The organism is Curtobacterium sp. MCSS17_011 (genome assembly GCF_003224275.1).
Lineage (GTDB): Bacteria > Actinomycetota > Actinomycetes > Actinomycetales > Microbacteriaceae > Curtobacterium.
Window position 1 is genome coordinate 98,203 of sequence record NZ_QKLE01000008.1, and the last position, 21,636, is coordinate 119,838.

Here is a 21,636-nt window from a genome sequence, read left to right on the forward strand (position 1 = left end):
AAGCAGGGTCCGCCACGATGGTGGCCATGACCCCACGCTCCCTGTTCCGCGCCGCCGCGGTCGCCGAACTCGTGACCTGGACCCTGCTGATCATCGGGATGGTGCTCAAGTACGGCCTGGACGCCGGCGACTGGGGCGTCCGCATCGGCGGCGGCGTGCACGGCTTCGTGTTCCTGGCGTACCTGGTGGTCACGACGGTCGTCGCCGTGAACCAGCGGTGGTCGTTCGGGGCACTCGTGCTCGGCTGGGCCAGTGCCGTCGTGCCGTACGCGACGGTGCCGTTCGAGGTCGCGGTCGCCCGCCGCGGCATGCTCGAGGGATCGTGGCGCCGTTCGCCGGACGCCCACTCGGGCTTCTGGGACCGCCTGCTGTTCTTCGTGGTGCGTCGCCCCGCGGTGGCCGCCGGCATCGGGGTCGTGGCCGTCGCCCTGGTCTTCACCGGGCTGCTGGCCGTCGGCCCGCCCGTGCCGTCCCGCGGCTGACGCCACGCGCTTCCCCCGTGTCACTTCGTGAGCAGGAATGGTCGGGTTTCGTGGTGCGGACGCGACCATTGCTGCTCACGAAGCGCGGCCGTGGTCGCGACCACACACGGACGGGCGCATGACCGCGCTCGTCTTGGCGTCATCGGGGCGGTAGTAGCCGCCGATGTCCGCCGGGTGGCCCTGCACCGAGACGAGCTCGTCGACGATGGTGTGCTCCTGCTCACCGAGCTTCGCCGCGAGGTCCGCGAACGACGCCGCGAGCTCGGTGTCCTGGGTCTGCGCCGCGAGCTCTTCGGCCCAGTACTTCGCCAGGTAGAAGTGGCTGCCGCGGTTGTCGATCGAGCCGAGCTTCCGACCAGGGGACTTGTCCTGCTCGAGGAACGTCCCGGTGGCACGGTCGAGGGTCTCGCCCAGGATCTTCGCCCGCTCGTTGCCCGTCACACCGGCGAGGTGCTCGAGGCTGACCGCCAGTGCGAGGAACTCGCCCAGGCTGTCCCAGCGCAGGTAGTTCTGCTGCACGAGCTGCTGCACGTGCTTCGGCGCGGAACCACCGGCACCGGTCTCGAACAGGCCGCCACCGCCCAGCAGCGGGACGACGGAGAGCATCTTCGCCGAGGTGCCGAGCTCCATGATCGGGAACAGGTCGGTCAGGTAGTCGCGCAGGACGTTGCCCGTGACCGAGATGGTGTCCTCGCCGCGGCGGATCCGCTCGAGTGAGAAACGCATGGCGTCCTCGGGCGCGAGGATCTCGATCCGCAGGCCCTCGGTGTCGTGCTCGCCGAGGTACTGACGGACCAGCCCGATGAGGTTCGCGTCGTGGGCGCGGGTCTCGTCGAGCCAGAACACTGCGGGCGTCGAGGAGGCACGCGCGCGGGTGACGGCGAGCTTCACCCAGTCGCGGATGGCGACGTCCTTGGTCTGGCAGGCGCGCCAGATGTCGCCGGGCTCGACGTCGTGCTCGATGACGACGTCACCCGAGGCGGTCGTGACGCGGACCACACCGGCGCCGGGGAGCTCGAAGGTCTTGTCGTGCGAGCCGTACTCCTCGGCCTTCTGCGCCATCAGGCCGACGTTGGGCACGGAGCCCATCGTCGACGGGTCGAAGGCGCCGTGGGCGCGGCAGTCGTCGAGCACGGCCTGGTAGATGCCGGCGTAGCTCGAGTCGGGGATGACGGCGAGGGTGTCGTGCTCGTCGCCGTCCGGGCCCCACATGTGGCCGGAGGTGCGGATCATCGCGGGCATCGAGGCGTCGACGATGACGTCGCTCGGCACGTGCAGGTTCGTGATGCCCTTGTCCGAGTCGACCATGGCGAGCTCGGGGCCGTCGGCGATGCCCTGCTTGAAGGCACGCTCGATCTCGGCGCCGTTCGGCAGCGCACCGAGGCCGGCGAGGATCGAGCCGAGGCCGTCGTTCGGGGTCAGGCCTGCGGCGGCGAGGTCGGCGCCGTAGCGCTCGAACACCGACGGGAAGAACGCCTTGATGACGTGCCCGAAGATGATCGGGTCCGAGATCTTCATCATCGTGGCCTTGAGGTGCACGGAGAACAGGACGTCCTCGGCGGCGGCGCGCTCGATCTGCTCCCGCAGGAACGTCTCGAGGGCGGCCACGTGCAGCACGGTGCCGTCGACGACCTCGCCCTGCAGCACGGGGATCGACTGCTTGAGGACCTGCTCGGTGCCGTCCTCGGCCACGAAGGTGATCGTCAGGACGTCGTCGGCGGGGGCGATCCAGGACTTCTCGTTCGACCGGAAGTCGTCGACGCCCATGGTGCTGACGTTCGTCTTCGAGTCACGCGACCAGGCGCCCATGCGGTGCGGGTGCTTGCGGGCGTAGTTCTTGACGGACAGGGGTGCGCGGCGGTCGGAGTTGCCCTCGCGCAGCACCGGGTTCACGGCGCTGCCCTGGACGCGGCCGTAGCGGGCGCGGACGTCGCGCTGCTCGTCGGTCGTGGCCTCGTCCGGGTAGTCGGGCAGGTCGTAGCCCTGCGCCTGCAGTTCCCCGATCGCGACCTTGAGCTGTGGGATCGACGCCGAGATGTTCGGCAGCTTGATGATGTTCGCCTCGGGGGTCTTCGCCAGGTCGCCGAGCTCGGCGAGGGCGTCGTCCAGGCGCTGCTCGTCGGTGAGCCGCTCCGGGAACTGGGCGATGATCCGGCCGGCGAGCGAGATGTCGCGGGTCTCGACGTCGACACCCGCGGTGCCGGCGAAGGCCTGGATGACCGGGAGGAAGGAGTGGGTGGCGAGGAACGGCGCCTCGTCCGTGAGGGTGTAGATGATCTTGGCCATGCTGGCGGGTACTCCCTTGTTCGACCGTCGGTACGTCCACGGTACTCGTGGCGCAGGATGTCTCGACATCAAGATACATGCCCCCTGCCTCCGCGCGGCAGATGCTCGGTCGACACCCTGGAGGCGCACTGTCGACACATAGGAACGGTGCGTGGACTGGTCTCCCGCAGCACCAGAGCGAGGGAGAGCGCGCATGACCACCACACGGCAGACCCCGGACGACTTCGGCTGGACCGCGGAGGACCTGCGGTCCGCCTACGCCTCGGACGGTAGCGGCCCGTACCGGTACGCGCCGGACGGCTCCGGCCCGTTCTCGTACGACCCCGACGGCTCCGGCCCCTGGCTCGTCGGCCCTGAGCCCCGACGGAGCGCCAAGCGGTTCGCGCCGCGTCAGCGTGGCAGCCGATCGCGGTTGCAGCGGATCGGGACGGCCTGCACAGCCGGTGGGCTGGCGCTCGTGCTCGCCGTCGGCAGCGTCTCCGTCGTCGCGCACACCGCTCCTCCACACCCGTCGGTGCAGGCGAGCGCCGTCCACAGTTCTGAACCCGACGGAGCCTGATCCGGCCGGTGGTGCCACCCTGGACCGGTGACCGAACTCCTCGTCGTGGGCGTCATCGCCCTGATCGCCATCGCGGGCGCGGCCGTGCTCGGCCCCCGCATCGGGATCGCGGCACCGCTCGTGCTCGTCGTCATCGGCATCGTCGCGAGCCTGATGCCCTTCATCCCCCACGTGGAGATCGAACCGGAGTGGATCCTCGCCGGGGTCCTGCCGCCGCTGCTGTACTCGTCGGCGGTGTCGATGCCGTCGATGAACTTCCGGCGCGAGTTCGGCGCGATCAGTGGCCTGTCGGTCCTGCTCGTCGTCGCGTCGAGCCTGGTGCTCGGGCTGTTCTTCGCCTGGGTGATCCCGGGCCTCGGCTTCTGGTGGGGCATCGCCCTCGGCGCGATCGTCAGCCCGACCGACGCCGTCGCCACCTCGATCGTCAAGCAGACCTCGGTGTCACGCCGGGCGATCTCGATCCTCGACGGCGAATCGCTGCTCAACGACGCCACCGCGCTCGTGCTCCTGCGCACCGCCATCGTCGCCGCTGCCGCGTCGTTCTCGTTCTGGGGGGCGCTCGGCGACTTCGCGGGCGCCGTGGCAATCGCTGTCGTCATCGGGTGGTTCGTCGGCTGGCTGAACGTGTTCGTCCGCGCGCGCGTGCCGAGTGCAGCGGTGAACACGGCGCTGTCCTTCGCGGTGCCGTTCGTCGCGGGGGTCCCGACCGAGCACTTCGGCGGGTCAGGACTCGTGGCCGCCGTCGTCGCGGGCCTGTTCACCGGGATCGTCGGGCCGCGCAAGCTCCCGCCGGGGCATCGGCTGTCGGACGCCCAGAACTGGCGGACCATCGAACTCGTGCTCGAGGGCGCGGTGTTCCTGACGATGGGACTCGAGCTCGCGACCATCCTCGGCGACGTGCAGGACGAGCACACAGGTGTCGGACCGGCCCTCCTCATCGCCGTCGGAGCCCTCGTGCTCACCGTGCTCGTGCGGGCCGCGTACGTCGTGCCGCTCCTGCTCGGCCTGTCCGCGAGCGCCAAGCGCGGCGAGCGGATGCAGGAGCGCTTCGCCGAGATGCACGCTGGCGACCGCGACGCGATGAGCGAGGTGATCCGCGAGCACCGGCCGGGCAACCGCGCCCCCTCGCAACGAGAGCTCGACCGGTTCACGACGCGCGTCCGCCGCACCCTGGCGCACATCGCGTACTACACGAAGGCGCCGCTGGGCTGGCGCGAGGGCACCGCCGTGGTCTGGGCGGGGATGCGCGGGGCCGTGACCGTCGCAGCTGCGCAGACCCTGCCCGAGGACACCCCGCAGCGATCGCTCCTGGTGTTCGTCGCCTTCGCGGTCGCACTGCTGTCCCTGGTGGTCCAGGGCGGCACGATCGGTCCCCTGCTCCGACGCATCGCCGCCCCCGCACCGGACACCGCCGCGAAGGACACCGAGGAACGACAGCGCCTGCTCGAGCTCATGCGCAGCGCGGCCGAACAGGTACCGCGCACCGGTGGACAGCCCCCGGCCTCACGCGAAGAACTCGAGGCGGCGGACCCGGCCGAGCTCCGCGCCTGGATGGGGCGCGAGAAGGCGCGGCGTCTCGCGGTCCTCCAGGCGCAGCGCTCCGCGATCCTCGACGCCCGCGACGACGGCACGTTCGACGCCGAGGTGCTCGAGTCGATGCTGCAGAACCTGGACGCCGAGCAGATCGCCCTCGAACTGCGGGGCGCACCGACCCGGTGACCTGCTCCGCGGGCGGCTCAGTCGCCGATCGAGACACGGAACACCCGGACGCCGGCGGCACGGAGCCCGGCGAGCCCGAGCCGCATGCGCAGGGGCCGGAAGGGCCGGCGGAACCCGGACGGCGCCGACGCGGCATCGATCTGGTGCAGGACCTCGGCGGTCAGAGTCCGCTCGAGCTTCGGCGCGAGCCGTGTCACCCCGGAGACCGTGACGACGATGCGGACGGCGTGCGGCGCGAGCATCGGCGCGATGAGCTCGGCAGCCGCCTGCGCCCGGTGGAACGCGGGGTCGTCACCGGGGCGACGGATCGCGATGACGGCCAGCGCGGCATCCCACGTCTCCTCGGGGTCCGGCAGGTCGTCGACCCCGATGACCCGCATCCGCGCGGCGTCGATCCCGGCGCGCACCGACGCGGCCCGGAGCACGGGCAGGAGTTCCTGGGTTCCGGCCAGCACGACGTCGGCCGAAGCCAGGTCGACCGTTCCGTACCGCTCACGCGGCGATCGGGCCATGGTGCGGGTCCTTCCGTCGCTCTCCCCTGACCGTACCGATCGGCGGGGCTCGGGGGACGCCGCAGCCCACGGTGATCAGGGGCCTCCCAGCGCACTCGGTAACGAAAAGATCACGGAAGGCCCTGTACAAAGCGACAGAGTCGTGCAGAATGGTGGGCGGCCATGACGACTGCACCCGAACTCGACCAGCACCCGGAGACCCCGGTGGTGCACCTGTCCCGTCGCGCTGCCCTCGAGGCCGAGCGCGCAGCAGCCCGCGGGTCGCAGCGTCGCAGCAAGGCAGCTCCGGTCGCCAAGGTCGCGAAGGTCGCCGAGCCCGATACGGCAGCTCCGGCCGCGAAGGCCTCCAAGCCCGAGAAGCCGGCCAGGGCAGCGAAGGTCGCCAAGCCGGCAAAGGCCGCGAAGCCCGCCAAGGCGCCGAAGGCCGCGAAGCCCGTCCTCGTCGCGACCGCGTCCTCGACCACCGAGCCGGCCGGCCGCCGCTCCGCAGCCGCACGCGCCACCACCGAGCACGTCGACGACCGCATCCAGCGCGTCGTCCGTCGCCCCGCACCCAAGGTGACCCGCGTCGCCAGCGCACCCCGGGCCTCCCGGTCGGCCCGCGCCGGTCGCATCACGCTCACCAGTGCCGCCGCCGCCATCGCGATGTTCGCCGCGTCGGCGATGCCCGCCCACGCCAGCGCCGGTACCTCGATGGCCACCTCGACCATCGCGCCGATCGTGCGCACCCAGGACTACGCCGTGACCCAGGCGGTCACGGCCGCCGGGTTCGACCGCGACGGGTTCACCGTCGGTGGTGGCTCGACCGTCACCACGAAGACGGCTGGTTCCGCCGACACCGCGGCGACCGTCGGTGGCGCCGTCTCGTTCGGCGGCGCGGTCCGCTCGCCGTTCCCCGGCCCCGTGCAGATGAGCTCCGGCTTCGGCTACCGCTCGGCACCGTGCGGTGCGTGCTCGTCCCTGCACCAGGGTCTCGACTTCACCCCGGGCATGGGCACGCCGATCGGCGCCGTGGCCGCTGGCAAGGTCCGGGTCTCGGGCACGTACTTCTCGTACGGCAACGCGGTCATCATCGACCACGTGATCGACGGTCGCCAGGTGTCCACGCTCTACGGTCACATGATCCCGGGCTCGTCGCCGCTCAAGGTCGGTGACACCGTCGCTGCGGGTCAGTTCATCGGGCTCGTCGGGTCGTCCGGCGTCTCGACCGGTGCGCACCTGCACCTCGAGGTCCTGATGGACGGCGTCACGCCGATTGACCCGAAGGCGTGGCTCGAAGCCCGCATCGGTCGCTCGCTCACCCTGTAGCGACCGACTCCCGCAGGGCCCGTCCCGGATCGACGCAGAACCCACAGCCGCTGCCGAGCGGCAGCACGGTGATGTCCCAGTTGTCCTGTGCAGACTCACAGGCATGGACGATCACCACAGACCGCCCGCCCGTCGTCGATCCGAGGCGGCTGCCCGCTGATGGGTGCCGACACCTGGATCGCCTTCGGGCTCGTCATCCTCTTCGTGCTCGTCGGCGGGGTCTTCGCGGCCGCCGAGATCGCACTCGTCTCCCTCCGCGAATCCCAGCTGCAGCAGCTCGAACGCCGTGGGCCCCGCGGGATGCGGGTCGCGGAGCTCGGACGTGACCCGAACCGGTTCCTGTCCGCGGTGCAGATCGGTGTGACCGTCGCCGGGTTCTTCTCCGCTGCGTACGGGGCTTCCTCGATCGCACCCGACGTCGCACCGCTGTTCCAGGGACTCGGCCTCGAGCAGGGCTCCGCCGAAGCCGTCGCACTGGTGCTCATGACGCTCGTCATCGCGTACCTGTCGCTCGTGTTCGGCGAGCTCGTGCCGAAGCGCCTCGCCCTGCAGCGTGCCGAGGGCTTCTCGATGGCCGTCGCCCCCACCCTGGAGCGCTTCGCGGTGCTGATGCGGCCGGTGATCTGGCTCCTCTCGAAGTCCACCAACACCGTCGTGCGACTGCTCGGCGGAGATCCGAACGCCCGCAGCGAGTCGATGAGCACCGAGGAGCTCCGCGGCCTGGTCGACGAGCACGCCGGCGTCGACGAGCAAGGACGCCGGATCGCCCGCAGTGCCCTGGACGCCGGTGACCGCATCCTGCGGGAGTCGATGCGCCCCTGGTACGACGTGTCGACGCTGGACGCAGGACTCTCCGTCGCCGAGGCCACCGACCAGGCCATCGCCGCCGGCCACACCCGGTACCTCGTGACCTCCGGCGGACGTGACGAGGTCCAGGGCTTCGTGCACCTCCGCGACCTGCTGCGTCCGGTCGACCCCGCGGCCCCGGTCGCCACACTCGTCCGGCCGGTGCTCGCCCTGCCCGAGACGAAGTCGCTGTCGAGCGCGATCGCGGACATGCGAACCGACGGACACCAGATCGCCCTGGTGGTCGACGAGTACGGCGGCAGCGCGGGCATGGTCACGCTCGAGGCGCTGCTCGAGGACCTCGTCGGCCGCATCCGCGACGAGTGGGACACGACGGAGCACGACGAGTCCGTGCTCGCGCACGACGGCGTCGACGGAGCCACCGTGCTCGAGGACCTGGCTGCGGACGGCGGCCCCGTCCTGCCGGACGGCGACTACGAGACCGTGGGTGGGCTCGTGCAGGTGCAGCTGGACCGCGTGCCCGAGGTCGGTGACGTCGTGCTGATCGGCGGCCACCGCCTCGAGGTGACCGCCATGGACGGTCACCGCGTCGCGCGGGTGCGCATCGGAGCCGACGCCGCACCCTGAGCGCGGGACGGGGCGGGGGAAGCCCGTGGCGGCAGGCGGTCGCAACACCCCGCGGGGCGCCGGCGAGCGGTCACAGGCCGTCGCCTGCGGCGCCACCAACCGACAGGTTGCGACCACCCGGCGGGCGGCACGCGACGTGTCGTGACCGGTCGGGCACGGCCGGTCACGCAACGGAACGCGACCAGACGCGGGACGGGAGGCGCGTGGCGGGGCCGCCCCGCGCCTCCCGTCCGCTCCGGGCGGTCGCAACACCCCGCGGGGTGCCGGACGAGCGGTCACGGGCCGTCGCCTGCGGCGCCACCAACCGACAGGTCGCGACCACCCGGCGGGCGGCACGCGACGTGTCGTGACCAGTCAGCGACAGCCGGTGGCCCCGCCGCGGCCCTGCCGCCTGCCGGACGCACGGCCCGGGCACGTACGCTCGTCGCATGGGTATCGACGTGCGCAACGAGATCCGCGACTTCCTGTCCTCCAGGCGGGCGCGGCTCACCCCCGAGCAGGTCGGCATGCCGTCGTTCGGCGGCGGGGTCCGACGCGTGCCCGGGCTGCGTCGGCACGAGGTCGCCATGCTCGCCGGCGTCAGCGTCGACTACTACACGCGGCTCGAGCGCGGCTCGCTCAAGGGTGTCTCGGACAGCGTGCTCGAGGGCCTGGCGAGCGCCCTGCAGCTCGACGAGGACGAGCGAGCGCACCTGTGGGACCTCACGCGCCTGGCGAACTCCGGCGCGAAGGTCATGCACCGGAACGTGCCCACCCGCGTGCGCCCCGGCGTGCAGCGGCTGCTCGACGCCATCACCGGCGCACCGGCCTGGGTGCGGAACGAGCGCGGGGACGTCGTCGCGACGAACGAGCTCGGCCGCGCCCTGTACGCACCGCTGTTCGCCGGTCCCGGACGCCCGGTGAACACCGCACGCTTCACGTTCCTCGACCCGGCCGCCCGCCAGTTCTTCCCGGACTGGGCGCAGACCGCGAAGGACGCCGTGGCCGTGCTCCGGACCGCCGCGGTGTCGAACCCCTGCGAGCCGGGGCTCATCACGCTCGTGGGTGAGCTCTCCACCCGGAGCGAGGAGTTCCGCGGCTGGTGGGCCGCCCACGACGTCCGGATGCAGCGCACCGGCAAGAAGCGCATCGACCACCCGATCGTGGGGGAGCTCCGGCTGTCCTACGAGGCGCTCGACCTGGTCGCCGACCCCGGCCTGACGCTGTTCTCGTACTCGGCCGAACCGGGCAGCGAGTCCGAGCGGTCGCTCACGCTGCTCGGCAGCTGGGCCGCGACGGAGCGGGCCGAGCAGTACGCGGCCCTGCGCGAGTCGGAGTCCGAGTCCGAGTCGGTCGACTGACCCGGCCCCGCGGGTTCGTAGGGTGGGGACGTGACGAGGACGACGGACGGCTCAGCAGGGGATGTGGACCACCGGCAGCACCGCCGGCCCGAACCCGCGTTCGCCCGCGCGGTCGCGAAGGCCCTCGGAGACGCCCGGACCGTGCTCGACATCGCTGCCGCTGCCGGTGCCGGTGCCGGCTCGTACGCGCCGACCGACCGCGAGGTGACCACCGTGGAACCCGCCGGAGACCTGCCCTTCGCCGGCGACACCTTCGACGCCGCGATGACGACCTTCTCGCTGCACGAGTGGGACGACCTCGAGCGCGGGCTCGCCGAGGTTCGTCGGGTGACCCGGGGTCCGATCGTGGTCCTGACGTTCGACCCCGACCGCATCGAGCGCTCCTGGCTCGCCGAGTACGCGCCCGAGGTGCTGGTGGCCGAGGCCCGTCGCCATCCAGCACTGCAGCGGATGGCCGACGCACTGCGGGACGACACCGTGACGAGCACCGCGTTGCCGATCCCGTTCACGTGCGTCGACGGGTTCACCGAGGCGTACTACGCCCGACCCGAGCGACTGCTCGACCCCGGTGTGCGCCAGGCGGACCCGGCGTGGGGCCTGGTCGACGAGTTCACCGTCCGGCGGTCGGTGGCAGCGCTCCGGGCCGCGCTGGAGTCGGGGGAGTGGGACCGGCGGCACGGGTCGTTGCGGATCCGCCCGACGTACGAGGGCTCGGTCGTCCTGGTCACGGCGACGCCGAACTGACCGCGGGCGAACACCGCGGCCGCGCTGACGGGTTCGGGCTTGACACCCGGACGTAGGCTGGTCGGGTGAGCTTCCAGGAGGTGGTCGGCGCCCGTAGCGCCGGCATCAGGGCGTGAGGCCCTCGGTCGTGCCCTCGGGTGCGGCCGCCCTCGTCGAACCCTGACCTCCTCCGCCCGGTGCGGTGTGCGTCCGCACGCCCCGGGCCTGTACGAAAGCGATCACCCATGCTCCCCATCGTGGAGAAGACCCTCCGCACGTCCTTCGTCAACGCCTCCCGGAAAGAGGTGTCCGACCTCACGCTGCCCGCCGACTTCTTGACCCTCGACTGGGACGCGCTCGACTACCTCGGCTGGCGCGACCCGAAGATCGGCCGGCGGGCGTACGCAGTCGTGCCGACCCTGGACGGCGAGCTGATCGGGATCCTGTTCCGGCAGGCCGAGGCGTCGTCCCGCTCCCGTGCACAGTGCTCGTGGTGCCAGGACGTCAAGCTGCCGAACGACGTCTCGTTCTACAGCGCCAAGCGGTCCGGGCCGGCCGGACGCAACGGCAACACCGTCGGCACCCTGGTCTGCCAGGACTTCCAGTGCTCGCGGAACGTCCGGAAGCTTCCACCGCCCGCGTACGAGGGCTACGACGTCGAGGCAGCGCGCCTCCGGCGCATCGAGGACCTGCAGGTCCGGGCCGCGTCCTTCGCCGCCGAGGTCTGAGACGCCGGCGTCCTCGGAAGACGCCGCCGAGTCAGCGAGACGCCGCCGGGTTCGGGGGCGCCTCGCGCTGACGCCGGCGTCTCGCGTCCGCAAACGCGACTGACGACGGACTGGAGGCCCGTGACGGATCCGCACCGGGCCTCCATGCCGTCAGGTGGTGCGTCTACCGACCGATGGTCGACATGTCGGGGTAGCGGTCACCGGTCGGGACCGGCAGCGCCGACAGGCGCGACAGCTGGTCCGCGGTGAGGGTCAGGTCGGCTGCGCCGACGTTCTCCTCGAGGCGGGAGACCCGCTTCGTGCCGGGGATCGGGACGATGTCGTCGCCCTGGGCCAGCAGCCAGGCGAGCGACACCTGCGCCGGGGTGGCCCCGGCCTCGGTCGCGATCTCCTTGACCGCGTCGACGATGCGCATGTTCTGCGCGAACGCCTCCTGCTGGAAGCGCGGGTTCGCCAGGCGGAAGTCGTCGGAGTCCAGGTCGGACGGCTTCGTGATGGCACCCGTCAGGAACCCGCGGCCGAGCGGCGAGTACGGCACCAGGCCGATGCCGAGCTCGCGCAGGGTGTCGAGCACGTCGCCCTCGGGGTCCCGCGTCCACAGCGAGTACTCGCTCTGCAGCGCGGTGATCGGGTGGACGGCGTGGGCCTTCCGGATCGTCGCGGCGCTCGCCTCGGAGAGGCCGATGTGCCGGATCTTGCCCTCCTGCACGAAGCCGGCGAGCTGGCCGATGACGTCCTCGATCGGGACGGCCGGGTCGACGCGGTGCTGGTAGTAGAGGTCGATGTGGTCGGTGCCGAGGCGACGGAGAGAGCCTTCGAGGGCCTCGCGGACGGACTCGGGCGCGGAGCTGATGCCGCGGCCCGTGGCGGGGGTCTCCTCACCGGCGGTGTGGGTGATGAGGCCGAACTTCGTCGCGATGACGACGTCGTCGCGACGGCCCTCGAGCGCGCGGCGCAGCAGTTCCTCGTTCGTGTAGGGGCCGTACGCCTCGGCGGTGTCGAACAGGGTGACGCCGAGGTCGATCGCGCGGTGGATGGTGCGGATCGACTCGTCGTCGTCGGTGCCGGCGCCCGTGTAGAAGGCGCTCATGCCCATGGTTCCGAGGCCGACGGGTCCGACCTCGAGGTCTGCGAGCTTGCGTGTCTGCATGCTGCAGGTCTACTCCCGGTCCCCGGGGCGGCGGGAGGCACTGGCTGTACCCGCCTCCGCACCACTAGGCTGCGAGCGACGGGGCAGACGCCCCGGGCTCGGGGGAGTGTCATGGTCGTCATCTGGATCGTCATCGCCGTGGTCGTCGTGCTCGGCACCCTGCTCGTCGTGCTCGAGGTGCAGAACCGCCGTCGGCGGCGGGCGCTCGAAGACCTCGAGGACTTCTCCGACCCCACCGCCGGGTCACGTGCCATGGTCGAGGCCGACGCCGCTCGATCGACGGCCGAAGGGGTGTCGAGGACCGCGCACCCGGGTGGCAGCGCCTCCAGCGGGATGTTCTCCGGCTGACCCACCCGGCCGCTCGGGCGGTTGTCGGAAGCAGCGGATCCGCGGTGACCCGGACTGCCCGCGCTTCGTGAGGTTCCTCCAAGGTGCTCGCACGAGTACTCCGCGCACTGGTGTGATCGACCCGTGAACCTGTACTTCCGACTGCTCCTGCTGCAGCTGCGCACCCGTCTGCGCGCTCGGGTCGGTGGACGCCGCCGGGCGTCGCTCTGGGACGAGGTACGGACGCCGTTCCGGGTGGTCCCGACCGACCTGGACCCGCTGCGCCACGTCAACAACGGCAAGTACCTGTCGATGCTCGACCTCGGTCGGCTCGACCTGATGCTCCGTTCCGGCTACTGGGCCGCGCTGGCCGAGCACGGCTGGTACCCCGTCGTGTCGGCGCAGACGATCACGTACAAGCGGTCGCTGACGCTCGGGCAGCGGTTCGAGCTCCGCACCCACGTGCTCGGGGTCGACGACCGTGCCGTGTACCTGGAGCAGACGTTCGTGCGACAGGGTGCCGTGATGGCCCGCGCCGTGGTGCAGGCCCGGTTCCTGCGGCGTTCCGGCGGGACGGTGCCGACCGCGGACCTGCTCGAGGCAGCTGGTGGCGCGGACCGCGACCTGACCGTGCCCGACTGGGTGCACGACTGGGCGAGTGCGACCCGGATCAGCAGCGGTGCGGCCTGACCCGCGCTGATCAGCGTCACCGGCCGGTCCTACGATGACCGCATGGACATCGTCGACCTGGTGCTGCCGGACGTCGCCGCATGGCGTGCGTGGCTCGACGACCACGAGCACGAACCCGACGGCGTGTGGCTCGTCCTCGCCAAGAAGGGCGTCACGGAACCGACGACGCTGACCTACGACACGGCCCTCGACGAAGCACTGTGCTCCGGGTGGATCGACGGGCAGCGGCGCGGGCGCGACGACACCACCTACCGCCAGCGGTTCACCCCGCGCCGGAAGGCCTCGCTGTGGTCGCAGCGGAACCTCGGCCTGGTCGCCGCACTCATCGCCGAGGGGCGGATGCGGGAGCGCGGGCACGCCGAGATCGAGCGCGCCAAGGGTGACGGCCGATGGGACCGCGCCTACGCCGGATCGGCCACGGCCACGGTGCCCGAGGACCTGCAGGCCGCCCTCGACGCCGCCCCCGCAGCCGCCGCACTGTTCGCCGAGCTCGACGCCACGAACCGGTACGCCGTGCTGCACCGCATCACCACCGCCCCGAACGCCACGGTGCGGACGAACCGGCTCACCAAGCTCGTCGGCGGACTCGAACGCGGCGAGACCCCGTACCCGCGACCCACCCGTCCGTAGACCCTGCGAACCCGGAAAGCGGTCGGGGGACACCGACTCAGCGACCGGCAACGCACCGGGCGTAGACCAGGGACATGACCACAGGCACTGACACCACGAACCGTCCGGCCGCGTCCTCCGGCACCTTCCGCATCGGCGGCGACCTCGAGGTCAACCGACTCGGCTACGGCACCATGCAGCTCACCGGCCCCGGCGTCTGGGGACCGCCGAAGGACCACGACGAGGCGATCCGCGTCCTCAAGCGCGCCGTCGAGCTCGGCGTGAACTTCTTCGACACCGCCGACTCGTACGGCCCCTACGTCGCCGAGGAGATCCTCAAGGAGGCCCTGCACCCCTACGGCGACGACGTCGTCATCGCCACGAAGGCCGGTCTCACCCGCACCGGCCCGAACGTCTGGCCGCCCGTCGGCCGCCCGGAGTACCTCCGGCAAGAGGCCGAGATGAGCCTCCGCCGCCTGGGCCTCGAGCGCATCGACCTGTTCCAGCTGCACCGCATCGACCCGAAGGTCCCGCTCGAGGACCAGGTCGGCGAGCTGAAGAAGCTGCAGGACGAGGGCAAGATCCGCCACATCGGCCTGTCCGAGGTCTCCGTCGACGAGGTCAAGGCCGCACAGGAGATCGCCACGATCGTCTCCGTGCAGAACCTCTACAACCTGCAGAAGCGTGACGCCGAGGAGCTGCTCGACTGGTCCGAGGAACAGGGCATCGGCTTCATCCCGTGGTTCCCACTGGCCACGGGCGGCCTGACCGGCGAGGACTCGCCGCTCACCGAGATCGCTGAGCGCAAGGGCGCCACCCCGGCGCAGCTCGCGCTCGCCTGGCTGCTCAAGCGCTCCCCGGTGATGCTGCCGATCCCCGGCACGTCGAGCGTCGCGCACCTGGAGGACAACCTCGCGGGTGCCACCGTCGAGCTGACCGACGACGAGTTCGAGGAGCTGGCGAAGCTGGGTCACTGACTCAGGGACGCGACCGCGGGTCGCGAACGCGACGACCGGTCGGACGGGAGGCGCGGTGCCAGCTGGCACCGCGCCTCCCGTCCGTTTCTCTGCCCTGCCAGATCCGTGCTTGCGTACGCATACCGGGTATGTGCATACTCAGTATGGCCACAGTGGCCCGAGGACAGGGGAAGTGTCATGAGCGTTCGGATGGGCGTACTCGCGCTGCTGGTGGGGGGACCCGGCTACGGGTACCAGCTCCGGGGGGAGTTCGAGCACCGCACCGGCGGGAGCTGGCCGCTGAACATCGGCCAGGTCTACACGACCCTGGACCGCCTGGAACGCGACGGCCTCGTGGCTCGCGGCGACGCCGACGACGACGGACACGTCGTCTACACGGCGACCGACGCGGGTCGTGCAGAGGTGGCCCGCTGGTTCAGCGAGCCTGTACCGGCCAAGCGCGGCCGCGACGAGCTGGCGATCAAGTTCGCCCTCGCCGTGACCGTGCCCGGGGTCGACGTCGCCCGGCTGGTGCAGGTGCAGCGCGGTGCCGCGATCCGGAACCTGCAGGACCTGACGCGGCTGAAGCGCACGACCGACCCGTCGACGGACCTGGCGTGGTCGCTCGTGCTCGAGTCGATGGTGTTCCAGGCCGAGGCCGAGGTGCGCTGGCTCGACCACGTGGAGTCGAGTGTCGCGCGGTACCGGCCGGACGACCATCCGGCGGCACCGGCCAGTGCCGACGCCTCCGCTACCGCTCCCGCTCCCCGGAGCGCACGGTGACCGCCACACCGCTCCTGCAGCTCGACGCCGTGAGCGTGCACTACGGCTCCGGCGCGAAGGCCGTCACGGCCCTGGCCGGCATCGACCTGCGGGTCGAGCGTGGCGAGATGGTGGCCGTGATGGGCACCTCGGGCTCAGGCAAGTCGACGCTGCTCGCCTGTGCCGGCACCCTGCTGCCGCCGACGAGCGGTGAGGTGCTGATCGACGGCGCCTTCGTGTCCGACCGTCCTGCCAAGGAGCTCGCAGCGCTGCGACGCCGGCTGATCGGGTTCGTGTTCCAGGACTTCAACCTGATCCCCTCGCTGACCGCAGTCGAGAACGTGGCACTGCCGCTCGAGCTCGACGGGTGGAAGGCCTCGCAGGCCCGCCGTGCCGCGGAGCTCGCGCTGGACAACGTCGAGCTGTCGCACCGTGCCGACGCCTACCCGGACGACCTGTCCGGCGGGCAGCAGCAGCGCGTCGCGATCGCCCGCGGCGTGGTCGGCGAGCGTCGACTCGTGCTCGCCGACGAGCCGACCGGTGCCCTCGACTCGCAGACCGGCGAGGTCGTGCTCCGCATGCTCCGTCGGCACGTCGACGCCGGAGCCGGCGCCCTCCTCGTGACCCACGACGCCCGGCACGCAGCCTGGGCGGACCGGATCGTGTTCCTGCGCGACGGTCGGGTGGTCGACGAGACCGTGTACTCGGGCGTCGAGGCGGCGCTGACGGACCGGACCGCCTCGTGAGCCGGGGTCGGCGTGCCGGGACCGGCCGGACGCCGTTCGCACTGAGACCGGCGCTTCGTCTGGGGCGTCGGCTGGCGTTCGCGAAGGCGGGCCGCGCGGCACTGATCATCGCGCTCATCGGGATCCCCACCGCCGGGTTCGCCGCCGTCGCCGTCGTCGTGCAGTCGACGCAAGCCACGGTCACCGAGCGGCTCGACTACGACCTCGGCCAGGCATCGGCGCAGATGTGGGTGTCCGGCCCGGACGTGCCCGGCATGCGGCAGGACCCCGTGGAGTGGCAGTACACCGACACGAAGCGGAACAGCCCGGCCTCGAAGGCCGACGAGGACACGCCGTTCACGAACGTCCTCGCCCACGTGCCGGACGGCGCGCTGGCGATCCCGGTCGGCAGCACGCCGGTGGTGCTGCAGGGGCCGCGGGGTCCGGTGGGGCTCTCCGCCGACGAGGGCAGCGTGTGGGACCCGTCGCTCGAGGGCCACTGGCACGTGCTCGACGGGGCCGTGCCCACCACGCGCAGCGAACTGATGGTCACCCCGGCCACGCTCAAGCGACTCGGCGCGCACATCGGCGACTCCGTGGACCTGACCGACCCGGTCACGAAGCGCTTCACGATTGCCGGCACCATGATCGACCTCGGCAGGGATCCCGCGTCGCAGGGCGTGTTCCTGCCGTGGGGGACGACGCTGTCGACGACGGACACCACCGACGACGCCGGACTGTCCGACGTCACCGTGTACCTGCCGTCCGACGCCCCGACGTGGAGCGAGATCCAGCAGCTCAACGCACACGGCATCGTCGTGCAGTCGCGCCCCGTCGTGCTCGATCCGCCGGACGCCGGGCTCGCCGGTGGCCAGGTCACCTCGACGCTCGGCTGGTACCTCGGCGCGATGGCACTGTTCGGCGCCTTCGCGATGTTCGAGGTCGCCCTGCTCGCCGGGGCCGCGTTCCTGGTCGGCACCCGGGCCGACACCCGCTCGTACGCCATCGTCACGAGCGTCGGCGGCGACAAGCGGTTCGTCCGCACGATCGTCGCCGGGTCGGGCCTGGTGCTCGGCCTCGTCGGCGCGGTCCTCGGGGTCGCCGCCGGCACCGGGATCGGCGTGCTCGCCTACCGACTGATCGACAACGGCAACGTGGTGTCGTTCCCCGGGTTGCACGTGCCACCGCTCCTGCTGCTGTCCATCGCCGCCGCCGGGGTGCTCGCCGGACTCGTCTCCGCGCTCGTCGCCGCACGGTCGGCGACCCGGATCAACGTGCTCGCAGCCCTGCGGGGTTCGCTCCGTCCGGTGCCCGTCAGCCGTCCGGCCCGCCGTCGTCGGCGCATCTGGGGACCGCTGCTCGTGGTCCTCGGCGCCGTGATGACGCTGGCGTGCGGCGTCGGGGTGCTCATGCTGAACGACCGTCCGGTGCAGGAGGACCGCTGGGCCTTCGTCGTCGGCGCCGGGGTCGCGATCGGCCCGTGCCTGATGCAGCTCGGCATCGCGATCTGCTCGCCGTGGCTGCTCGCGCTCGTCACCCGGCTGACCGCTCGGGCGGGGCTGTCGGCCCGGCTCGCCGCCCGCGACGCCCGGCGGAACCCCGTCCGTACCGTCCCGGTCCTCGCCAGCGTGATGAGCGTCGTGTTCGTCGCGTCGGTCGTGATCACGTGGAACGCGTCGAGCCACGCCCAGTTCGTCCGCGGGTACGAGTACTCGACGGCGGTCGGGGTCGCGACGACCGAGGTCCAGACCGAGACCGAGCAGGGCGGTGCCACCGGCCGCCACGACGCGGCACTGACCGCCCATGCGGCGAAGGTGGTGTCCGGTGTGTTCGACCAGAACCGCATCCGGGTGCTCGGAGTGACCCAGGAAGCACCGGGCGAGACACCGTCGACGATCACCATCCCGCACCGGTGGACGCCGTACGACTGCCCCGTGAACGACACGACCTCGTGCTCGTACTACCTCGACACCTCGACGGCCCTGGGCCCGCACATCTGGACCGGGACGGTCGACGACTACGCGGTGCTCACCGGGCACCGACCGTCCGCCGCCGTCCGGGACGCGCTCGAGGGCGGCAAGGCCGTGTCCCTCTGGCCCGAGTACGCCCACGACGGTGCGGTCCGCATCGACACGTTCCACGACCGGACGTGGGACAGCCAGCCGATCACGGAGCGCACCCGGCCCGCCGCCAGCGTCTCCATCCCGGCCGTGCTCGACGTGCAGAGCCCGCGGATCAAGGTCGGCGTCTTCATGACGAAGGCCACCGCGGAGCGCCACGGTGTCCCCGTCGTCGACGGCATGCTCGTCACGACGCTGCCGCACGATGTCGAGCCGGCGCAGTCGGACGAACTGAGTTCGGCGTGGCAGAGCTTCGGCGGCGACGATCGCGCCCGCTGGAGTGGTCCGCAGTTCACCTACGAGGCCGGCCCGGTGGACGACGGCGCGCTGATCCGGGCGATCGTGCTGGCCCTCGCTGCCGCCGTCACGATCGGGGCGACCGCCGTGGCGATCGGACTCGCGCGGTCCGACGGGCGCCGTGACGACGAGGTGCTCGACGCGATCGGTGCCGCACCGCGCCTGCGCCGAGGGGTCTCGACCTGGCAGGCGGCGATCCTGGCCTCGGTGGGCGCGGTGATCGGCACCCTCCTGGGACTGCTGCCGATGCGGGCACTGACTCTGCGGTTCACGACCCCGGTGCCCGGGACGAACCACCTGCCGTTCGCGCCGGACTGGACGACGCTGGCCCTGCTCGCGATCGGGCTGCCCCTCGTGGTGACGGCCGGGGCCTGGCTGACCTCCCGGGGTCGGCGGCGGGTGACGGTGAGACGGGCGCACTGACGCGCGCAACGGACGGACCGGAGGCCCGTGGCGGCGTCGCCACGGGCCTCCAGTCCGTCACATGGTGAGCAGGAATGGTCGGGTCGCCGTGTCGGACCCGACCATTCCTGCTCACGAAGCGGCGAGCGCCGCGCTCACGCGAGCTCGGGCAGCGCCTCCGCGTAGGTGCGGAAGTCGCCGCGCTCCGTGTGGATCGCCCACAGGCGGTCGGCGATGGACTCCCCGGAGTGCTCGGGCTGCCCGTCGTCGATGCCGAACGGGATGATGAGCTGGCCGACGTGGACGTCCTCGTCGCGGACGGCGTCGTGCAGGAGCTGCGCGTAGGCGCTCTCGGCCGCGAAGGCGACGGACGTGCCGGTGACGCGGGCTCCCGGTCGGACCGCACTGCCGCCGTTGACGAACAGGATCGTGCCGTGGCCGATGGCGCGCATGCCGGGCAGCACCTGGCGGACGGCGTTGACCGAGCCGTAGACCGAGAACTCGATCGGGCCGACCAGGTCGTCCGCCGTGGTCTCGAGCACGGGGCGCATGTACTCCTTGGCGGGGAGCGGGCTGTACTGCAGCACCTCGATGGGGCCGAGCTGCTCGGTGGCGCGCTCGAGTGCGGTGCGCAGGGAGTCCCCGTCACGGACGTTCGCGGCGAACCCGGCTGCGGTGTGGCCGCGCTCGCGCAGCTCTGCGGCGAGGCCGTCCAGCCGGTCCTGGTTGCGGGAGATCAGGGCGACGGCGAAGCCCTCACGGGCGAAGCGCTCGGCGACGGCGAGGCCGAGGCCCTTGCCAGCCCCGACGATGGCGATGGTGTTCATGCGGTGTACTCCTCGTCGCTCACGTGCTCGAGCCAGGTGGTGGTCGTCGCCGGGTCGTCGGCGGCCTCGAGCATCGCGAGGTGTTCCATGTAGTCGGTGGGGGTCGCGCCGTGCCAGTGTTCCTCGCCGGCCGGCGTGTAGACGGTTTGTCCAGCCTGCACCTCGATGACGCGGCCGTCCCGGGTGCCCATCCGCGCGACGCCCTCGGTGACGTGCAGGGTCTGGCCCCTGGCGTGCGAGTGCCACGCGGTGCGGGCGCCGGGCAGGAACCGGACCTTGGCGACGGTCATCGTCTGACCAGGCTCCTTCGGCGAGGCGATGGCGTCGAGGTACACGTCGCCGGTGAACTGCTCGGGCGGGTTCTTGACGGTCGGCTGCTTCGGTTCGATCTGCATGCCGACGACGGTAGGCCCCTGCGTCTGCGCCCGGGAGGTGCCGACAGACCCCCTCAGGGGTTTCCCGAACGCAGCGTGTGTGATCGACCCACGACCCCGGGAGGATCATCGTGGACACACCCGCCGGAACGCCCCGCAGCCGCCGCCTCTGGTCGGTGGCCGGCCTCGCCGCCGTCGCGACGCTGGCCCTCACCGCCTGCACGAGCGGCGACGGAGCAGAGCAGGACGGATCCGACCGGGGCGGATCGTCGACGGCCCGCGCGAGCGCGCCCGCTGGCCTGTCCGCCGGTCAGGTGGCGCTCAACGGTGACACCACGGACGTGGTCACCGGCTTGGAGGCCCCCTGGTCGGTGGTCCTGACGGGTGACGACGGCGACGCGCTGGTCAGCGAGCGCGACTCGGCCCGGGTGCTCGAGCTGCGGTCCGACGGCACCACCCGCCAGGTCGGCACGGTCGACGGAGTCAGCCACGGCGGCGAGGGCGGCCTGCTCGGGCTCGCGCTGCACGACGACGACCTGTTCGTGTACTCCACGGCCGACGACGGCAACCGGATCCAGCGGTACGAGCTGACGGGGACCACCGGGTCGTGGGGGCTCGGCGAGGCGACGACGATCATCGACGGCCTGCCGAAGAACACGTTCCACGACGGCGGGCGGATCGAGTTCGGGCCCGACGACATGCTCTACGCGAGCGTCGGGGACGCCGGTGCGAGCACGGACGCCCAGGACGAGGACTCGCTCGCGGGCAAGATCCTGCGGCTCACCCCGGACGGCGACGTCCCCGCCGACAACCCGATCGACGGGTCGCCGGTGTGGAGCCTCGGGCACCGCAACGTGCAGGGCATGGGCTGGTCGTCGGACGGCACGATGTTCGCGTCGGAATTCGGCGAGAACACCCACGACGAGCTCAACGTCATCGAGCCCGGCGCGGACTACGGCTGGCCCGAGGTCGAGGGCACCGGCGGCGAGGACCAGGGGTTCGTCGACCCCGTGCAGCAGTGGTCCACCGACGAGGCGTCCCCGAGCGGCCTCGCCGTCGTCGACGACACGGTGTTCGTCGCGAACCTGCGGGGCGAGGTGCTCCGGGCGGTCCCGGCCGACGACCCCGGCACGGCGACCGAGTACTTCGCGGGTGACTTCGGCCGCATCCGGACGGTGCTCGAGGGCCCGTCGGACACCCTCTGGTTCGTCACGAACAACACCGACGGCCGCGGGACACCGTCGAGCGGTGACGACCGGATCGTCTCCGTCCCGTTCACGCGCACGTGAAAGGGGTTCCCGCAGCC

Annotated in this window: 21 protein-coding genes; 16 read left to right on the forward strand and 5 right to left on the reverse strand. The window is 71.8% G+C overall.

The window, feature by feature from the left end; translation table 11 throughout:
• The first annotated feature begins 26 nt into the window (after positions 1 to 26).
• A complete protein-coding gene (locus tag DEJ17_RS08100) occupies positions 27 to 482 on the forward strand; it encodes a DUF3817 domain-containing protein (protein WP_110892897.1) in 456 nt (151 codons plus the stop codon).
• A gap of 75 nt (positions 483 to 557) precedes the next feature.
• On the opposite strand, the gene DEJ17_RS08105 is transcribed toward DEJ17_RS08100, so the two are convergent.
• On the reverse strand, positions 558 to 2,768 hold the full coding sequence (locus tag DEJ17_RS08105) for an NADP-dependent isocitrate dehydrogenase (protein ID WP_110892898.1): 2,211 nt from the start codon (positions 2,766 to 2,768) through the stop codon (positions 558 to 560).
• 193 nt (positions 2,769 to 2,961) lie between these two features.
• Here DEJ17_RS08105 and DEJ17_RS08110 point away from each other — a divergent pair, with 193 nt between their 5' ends.
• Positions 2,962 to 3,327: a hypothetical protein gene (locus DEJ17_RS08110; RefSeq protein ID WP_110892899.1), complete on the forward strand. Its 366-nt coding sequence runs from the start codon at positions 2,962 to 2,964 to the stop codon at positions 3,325 to 3,327.
• A 27-nt stretch (positions 3,328 to 3,354) separates the two neighbouring features.
• Entirely contained in the window at positions 3,355 to 5,046 is a 1,692-nt protein-coding gene (locus DEJ17_RS08115; protein WP_110892900.1) for a sodium:proton antiporter, read from the forward strand.
• A 17-nt stretch (positions 5,047 to 5,063) separates the two neighbouring features.
• On the opposite strand, the gene DEJ17_RS08120 is transcribed toward DEJ17_RS08115, so the two are convergent.
• Positions 5,064 to 5,558, reverse strand: coding sequence for a hypothetical protein (locus tag DEJ17_RS08120; RefSeq protein WP_110892901.1), 495 nt, complete (start codon positions 5,556 to 5,558; stop codon positions 5,064 to 5,066).
• Positions 5,559 to 5,720: 162 nt separating this feature from the next.
• Here DEJ17_RS08120 and DEJ17_RS08125 point away from each other — a divergent pair, with 162 nt between their 5' ends.
• From DEJ17_RS08125 to DEJ17_RS08145, 5 genes are all read left to right on the forward strand, one after another.
• Entirely contained in the window at positions 5,721 to 6,866 is a 1,146-nt protein-coding gene (locus DEJ17_RS08125) for a M23 family metallopeptidase (protein WP_110892902.1), read from the forward strand.
• 159 nt (positions 6,867 to 7,025) lie between these two features.
• Complete coding sequence (locus DEJ17_RS08130) at positions 7,026 to 8,300, forward strand: hemolysin family protein (protein WP_110892903.1); 1,275 nt, start codon at positions 7,026 to 7,028, stop codon at positions 8,298 to 8,300.
• Between the two features lie 428 nt (positions 8,301 to 8,728).
• Positions 8,729 to 9,640 (forward strand): helix-turn-helix transcriptional regulator, encoded by a 912-nt coding sequence (locus DEJ17_RS08135; protein WP_110892904.1) that lies wholly within the window; start codon positions 8,729 to 8,731, stop codon positions 9,638 to 9,640.
• Positions 9,641 to 9,670: 30 nt separating this feature from the next.
• A complete protein-coding gene (locus DEJ17_RS08140) occupies positions 9,671 to 10,384 on the forward strand; it encodes a class I SAM-dependent methyltransferase (RefSeq protein WP_110892905.1) in 714 nt (237 codons plus the stop codon).
• A gap of 224 nt (positions 10,385 to 10,608) precedes the next feature.
• Positions 10,609 to 11,091: an FBP domain-containing protein gene (locus DEJ17_RS08145; RefSeq protein WP_110892906.1), complete on the forward strand. Its 483-nt coding sequence runs from the start codon at positions 10,609 to 10,611 to the stop codon at positions 11,089 to 11,091.
• 163 nt (positions 11,092 to 11,254) lie between these two features.
• Here the strand turns inward: DEJ17_RS08145 and DEJ17_RS08150 are convergent, their stop codons facing one another.
• Positions 11,255 to 12,241 carry an aldo/keto reductase gene (locus DEJ17_RS08150; RefSeq protein ID WP_110892907.1) on the reverse strand — a complete coding sequence of 329 codons (987 nt, stop codon included), beginning with the start codon at positions 12,239 to 12,241 and terminating at the stop codon, positions 11,255 to 11,257.
• Between the two features lie 111 nt (positions 12,242 to 12,352).
• On the opposite strand from DEJ17_RS08150, the gene DEJ17_RS08155 reads away from it, so the two are divergent.
• From DEJ17_RS08155 to DEJ17_RS08185, 7 genes are all read left to right on the forward strand, one after another.
• Positions 12,353 to 12,589: a hypothetical protein gene (locus tag DEJ17_RS08155; protein ID WP_110892908.1), complete on the forward strand. Its 237-nt coding sequence runs from the start codon at positions 12,353 to 12,355 to the stop codon at positions 12,587 to 12,589.
• A 123-nt stretch (positions 12,590 to 12,712) separates the two neighbouring features.
• Entirely contained in the window at positions 12,713 to 13,258 is a 546-nt protein-coding gene (locus tag DEJ17_RS08160) for an acyl-CoA thioesterase (RefSeq protein WP_110892909.1), read from the forward strand.
• 42 nt (positions 13,259 to 13,300) lie between these two features.
• Positions 13,301 to 13,888, forward strand: coding sequence for a YdeI family protein (locus DEJ17_RS08165; protein WP_027466857.1), 588 nt, complete (start codon positions 13,301 to 13,303; stop codon positions 13,886 to 13,888).
• A gap of 74 nt (positions 13,889 to 13,962) precedes the next feature.
• Positions 13,963 to 14,844, forward strand: coding sequence for an aldo/keto reductase (locus DEJ17_RS08170; RefSeq protein WP_110892910.1), 882 nt, complete (start codon positions 13,963 to 13,965; stop codon positions 14,842 to 14,844).
• A gap of 177 nt (positions 14,845 to 15,021) precedes the next feature.
• Positions 15,022 to 15,606, forward strand: coding sequence for a PadR family transcriptional regulator (locus DEJ17_RS08175; RefSeq protein ID WP_258366723.1), 585 nt, complete (start codon positions 15,022 to 15,024; stop codon positions 15,604 to 15,606).
• Complete coding sequence (locus tag DEJ17_RS08180; protein ID WP_110892912.1) at positions 15,603 to 16,331, forward strand: ABC transporter ATP-binding protein; 729 nt, start codon at positions 15,603 to 15,605, stop codon at positions 16,329 to 16,331. The genes DEJ17_RS08175 and DEJ17_RS08180 overlap by 4 nt, the downstream gene beginning before the upstream one ends.
• Entirely contained in the window at positions 16,328 to 19,150 is a 2,823-nt protein-coding gene (locus tag DEJ17_RS08185) for an ABC transporter permease (protein ID WP_110892913.1), read from the forward strand. Before DEJ17_RS08180 ends, DEJ17_RS08185 begins: the two co-directional genes overlap by 4 nt.
• A 134-nt stretch (positions 19,151 to 19,284) precedes the next feature.
• Here the strand turns inward: DEJ17_RS08185 and DEJ17_RS08190 are convergent, their stop codons facing one another.
• Together DEJ17_RS08190 and DEJ17_RS08195 are read right to left on the reverse strand one after the other, a co-directional pair.
• The gene (locus tag DEJ17_RS08190; RefSeq protein WP_110892914.1) at positions 19,285 to 19,956 is read right to left on the reverse strand and encodes an SDR family oxidoreductase; all 672 of its coding nucleotides are present in this window, start codon (positions 19,954 to 19,956) and stop codon (positions 19,285 to 19,287) included.
• Positions 19,953 to 20,351, reverse strand: a complete 399-nt coding sequence (locus DEJ17_RS08195; protein ID WP_110892915.1) for a cupin domain-containing protein — start codon at positions 20,349 to 20,351, stop codon at positions 19,953 to 19,955. Before DEJ17_RS08195 ends, DEJ17_RS08190 begins: the two co-directional genes overlap by 4 nt.
• A gap of 110 nt (positions 20,352 to 20,461) precedes the next feature.
• Here DEJ17_RS08195 and DEJ17_RS08200 point away from each other — a divergent pair, with 110 nt between their 5' ends.
• A complete protein-coding gene (locus tag DEJ17_RS08200; RefSeq protein ID WP_110892916.1) occupies positions 20,462 to 21,619 on the forward strand; it encodes a sorbosone dehydrogenase family protein in 1,158 nt (385 codons plus the stop codon).
• Positions 21,620 to 21,636: the final 17 nt, after the last annotated feature.

Coding starts and splice junctions, on each gene's coding strand:
- DEJ17_RS08100 (WP_110892897.1), top strand. CDS start 27: ATGACCCCACGCTCCCTGTTCCGCGCCGCCGCGGTCGCCGAACTCGTG.
- DEJ17_RS08105 (WP_110892898.1), bottom strand. CDS start 2,768: ATGGCCAAGATCATCTACACCCTCACGGACGAGGCGCCGTTCCTCGCC.
- DEJ17_RS08110 (WP_110892899.1), top strand. CDS start 2,962: ATGACCACCACACGGCAGACCCCGGACGACTTCGGCTGGACCGCGGAG.
- DEJ17_RS08120 (WP_110892901.1), bottom strand. CDS start 5,558: ATGGCCCGATCGCCGCGTGAGCGGTACGGAACGGTCGACCTGGCTTCG.
- DEJ17_RS08125 (WP_110892902.1), top strand. CDS start 5,721: ATGACGACTGCACCCGAACTCGACCAGCACCCGGAGACCCCGGTGGTG.
- DEJ17_RS08130 (WP_110892903.1), top strand. CDS start 7,026: ATGGGTGCCGACACCTGGATCGCCTTCGGGCTCGTCATCCTCTTCGTG.
- DEJ17_RS08135 (WP_110892904.1), top strand. CDS start 8,729: ATGGGTATCGACGTGCGCAACGAGATCCGCGACTTCCTGTCCTCCAGG.
- DEJ17_RS08145 (WP_110892906.1), top strand. CDS start 10,609: ATGCTCCCCATCGTGGAGAAGACCCTCCGCACGTCCTTCGTCAACGCC.
- DEJ17_RS08150 (WP_110892907.1), bottom strand. CDS start 12,241: ATGCAGACACGCAAGCTCGCAGACCTCGAGGTCGGACCCGTCGGCCTC.
- DEJ17_RS08155 (WP_110892908.1), top strand. CDS start 12,353: ATGGTCGTCATCTGGATCGTCATCGCCGTGGTCGTCGTGCTCGGCACC.
- DEJ17_RS08165 (WP_027466857.1), top strand. CDS start 13,301: ATGGACATCGTCGACCTGGTGCTGCCGGACGTCGCCGCATGGCGTGCG.
- DEJ17_RS08170 (WP_110892910.1), top strand. CDS start 13,963: ATGACCACAGGCACTGACACCACGAACCGTCCGGCCGCGTCCTCCGGC.
- DEJ17_RS08175 (WP_258366723.1), top strand. CDS start 15,022: ATGAGCGTTCGGATGGGCGTACTCGCGCTGCTGGTGGGGGGACCCGGC.
- DEJ17_RS08190 (WP_110892914.1), bottom strand. CDS start 19,956: ATGAACACCATCGCCATCGTCGGGGCTGGCAAGGGCCTCGGCCTCGCC.
- DEJ17_RS08195 (WP_110892915.1), bottom strand. CDS start 20,351: ATGCAGATCGAACCGAAGCAGCCGACCGTCAAGAACCCGCCCGAGCAG.